This window comes from Halochromatium sp., from assembly GCF_054919635.1.
The window spans coordinates 1-2688 of sequence record NZ_JBUDPI010000441.1; the positions used below are offsets into that span (position 1 = coordinate 1).

Annotated in this window: 4 protein-coding genes; 2 read left to right on the top strand and 2 right to left on the bottom strand. The window is 60.9% G+C overall.

Annotated elements, in window-relative coordinates; genetic code table 11:
* A partial coding sequence (locus tag ACY693_RS17965; RefSeq protein WP_462323180.1) for a hypothetical protein occupies positions 1–204 on the top strand: 204 nt, incomplete at its 5' end.
* Between the two features lie 171 nt (positions 205–375).
* Here ACY693_RS17965 and ACY693_RS17970 read toward each other — a convergent pair.
* Entirely contained in the window at positions 376–801 is a 426-nt protein-coding gene (locus ACY693_RS17970) for a TusE/DsrC/DsvC family sulfur relay protein (RefSeq protein ID WP_462323181.1), read from the bottom strand.
* A 512-nt stretch (positions 802–1313) separates the two neighbouring features.
* Between ACY693_RS17970 and ACY693_RS17975 the strand changes: the two genes are divergently transcribed.
* On the top strand, positions 1314–1979 hold the full coding sequence (locus tag ACY693_RS17975; protein ID WP_462323182.1) for an FAD-binding oxidoreductase: 666 nt from the start codon (positions 1314–1316) through the stop codon (positions 1977–1979).
* A gap of 229 nt (positions 1980–2208) precedes the next feature.
* Here the strand turns inward: ACY693_RS17975 and ACY693_RS17980 are convergent.
* On the bottom strand, positions 2209–2688 hold a 480-nt coding region (locus ACY693_RS17980; protein ID WP_462323183.1), incomplete at its 5' end, for a hypothetical protein.

The window sequence follows — 2688 nt, forward strand, 5'->3', positions numbered from 1 at the left end:
ATGGTGTATCTGCCCGAAGCTAAGGACCAATTGTTCGACAAGCTGGACACCAACGATGACGCGGCACTCACCAAGGAGGAAGCCAAGGCCCATCAGCCGCTCGCCGAGCAATTCGAGCGCATCGACAGCTATGACAACGGTCGCATCACCCGCTCGGAATTCGCGCTCTTCGAGCTCAAAGGGAGTGACTCGCAGCCAAGCTGAGCAGAGCGCCCCGTGTGCTTAACGATCTTTGCGCTTGACGATTGAGGTCTCAGTGACCCGTCGCTGATCCGTCAATGAGGCCCGCCGGCTAGCAGCCTGGCGGGCCGTTCAATGAATACCGCGCGATCAACCAACGGCGCGATCAACCATCTCGATCAACCACTGGCCGCTTCAGCGCGGCACCTGAGGCGTTCCCTGCCCTTCAGGCGCCTCCTGATTCTCCATGTAGGTGCGCGCCTCCTCACCGGGGTTCGGCAGACCGGCGAGCCGCCAGACGTCGATCGGGCCGCCAAAGAGCCTCTGGATACAATCAGGATCGAGATCGAGCTCGTGACAGAGGGTTGGCTGCACAGGCAGCATCCCGCTGTCAAGGTAATCGGCGCGCACCTGATCGATGACACGCCAATGCGTATCGCTCAGCTCGTCGAGATCCATCTCAGCCGCGACTCTCAGCGCCAGATCGCGGGTCCACAGCTCCGGGTCCTTGAAGAATCCGTACTCGTCGAGCACGTCTGAATGGAGACGTCCATCAAGACGTTCCTCATCGCGCATCACAGCGTCCACGCGCGGCTGTTGGCTGGACTTCTGATTGGTCATCGCATACCTCCTACTCATCGCAGTTCATCGCCGCAACGCAGCAGGTGTCGGACAAGCGCTGGTGCGGGCTCCTGATCAATCGAAGCAAGCCCTGCACCAGTGCGGTACCAGTGCGATGGCCACGCCAGCATCAGTCCCCCGAAGCAGTCACCAAGGCAGACCTGTATCACTCAAGAGACGGCCTGGGACCTCTGGACCCGGCAACAACCGGTCGTCATTCCGATATCGTCCTCCTGGTCAACGAGACTCCGGGCTTGCTCGCCACGATGGTGGATTGCCACCCGGAGAGGGTCAGCGGCACCGCAGGACTGAGCCGCCGGAGCTAGCCTCCAGCCCCCAACCACGAGAGATCGCCGAGTCAGCCTTCTGGCATCAGGTTTGCTGATCTTGTCATCGACCCGCGAGATGCGTGGCCTGCGGCATCTCTGTCCGATCGGCGCCGTCGGTCGCGTTGTCGCGGTCCTCCCGGTGATCAATCCGGCTCATCTCTCTATCAGTCGACGGAGCTGCCGATGTCCCACGACGCAACCCTTTTAATGACCGAGTTTGTCACCCATGACGTCCAGCGTCTGCTGCTGACGCGACCGGAGGGGCTCGATTGGCAGCCAGGACAGGGCGTCGAGGTTCATATCGACACGGATGAATGGCGCGACGAAGGCCGCCCCTTTACCCCGACCTCCCTGCCCAATGATCAGCTCTTGGAATTCACCACCAAGCGCTATCCCGAAGGCGACGGCATGACCATGGCACTGCATGCGCTGCAGCCCGGTGCTCGGCTCAAGCTGAGCGACGCCTTCGGCAGCATCACCTACCAGGGTCCAGGCACCTTTATCGCCGCCGGCACCGGCCTGACCCCCTTTCTCGGCATCCTGCGACAGCTCGCCGCCGATGACGCCTTGGACGGCCACAAGCTCCTGCTGACCAACAAGAGCGAGCGCGATGTCATCTGCGAGAAAGAGCTAAAGCATGACCTGGGTGATGACTGCGTGCTGACCTTCACCCGCGAGCACGGGCCTGAACATCAGGGCCAGCGCATCGATCTCGACTTCTTGAGATCCCGTCTCTCGACGCTCGATGGCAAGTTCTATGTCTGCGGACCGGATGCCTTTGTCGAATCCATCAATGGCCAGCTTAAGGAGCTTGGCGTGCAGCCAGAGCAGCTGGTCTACGAGCAATGAGGGGCGATCATCGAGCGCAATCTGTTCGTTCTCGGCATCGATGACTTCAATCTGCGGCAACTCCGCGCCATCCGCAACGCCGATAATTATCGCTTCCACCCGCTGATGACCTTCGACGAGGTCAAGGCCCAGGGGACCTATCCGTTCCAATCCGTGCTCGACCATGCCCGGGACAAGCTCGCAGGCTTCGACAACCAGCAAGGCGCTATCCCCTTTAACAGAAATCGGCTTAGCCGCCCCCAGAGGCCAAATGGACAAGCTCGCTCGGCTGACTAATACAGCCACACCAGGAGCCATAGAACAGCTGTCGGAAGGATTCGCCGTCGAGACGGATCATCATATTGGGATGCCCGGTCTCGAGATAGACGCTGGGCAGACAAGCCAGCGATTGCTCCAAAATCACATCGATTCCGCACCGGCATGCATTGGAGACTGAGAGGCCAGGCAGAAGCGAGCTCCCTGGTACGGAGTCGTCGACGATACGGAACGCGCGCCCGAATTCCTCGCGCAGCGCCGCTAGGTCAATCACCCAGGTGCGGGGGATAACAGCCAGCGCATCGCCCTCGTCGTCGGTGAGTATCTGGCTGATCGCCACCTGGCCTCGAAGCGAGTCGAGCAGACTGCCCTGGTTGCGACCTGAACCCTCCAGATAGACCATTTGAAAGGCGAGTCCGGTCTCGGCGTGCAGGTTGCCGATCGCAATGCGCGC

Bases quoted from the DNA above. Each gene is read 5' to 3' on its own strand.
- ACY693_RS17970 (WP_462323181.1), bottom strand. From the start codon at position 801: ATGACCAATCAGAAGTCCAGCCAACAGCCGCGCGTGGACGCTGTGATG.
- ACY693_RS17975 (WP_462323182.1), top strand. From the start codon at position 1,314: ATGTCCCACGACGCAACCCTTTTAATGACCGAGTTTGTCACCCATGAC.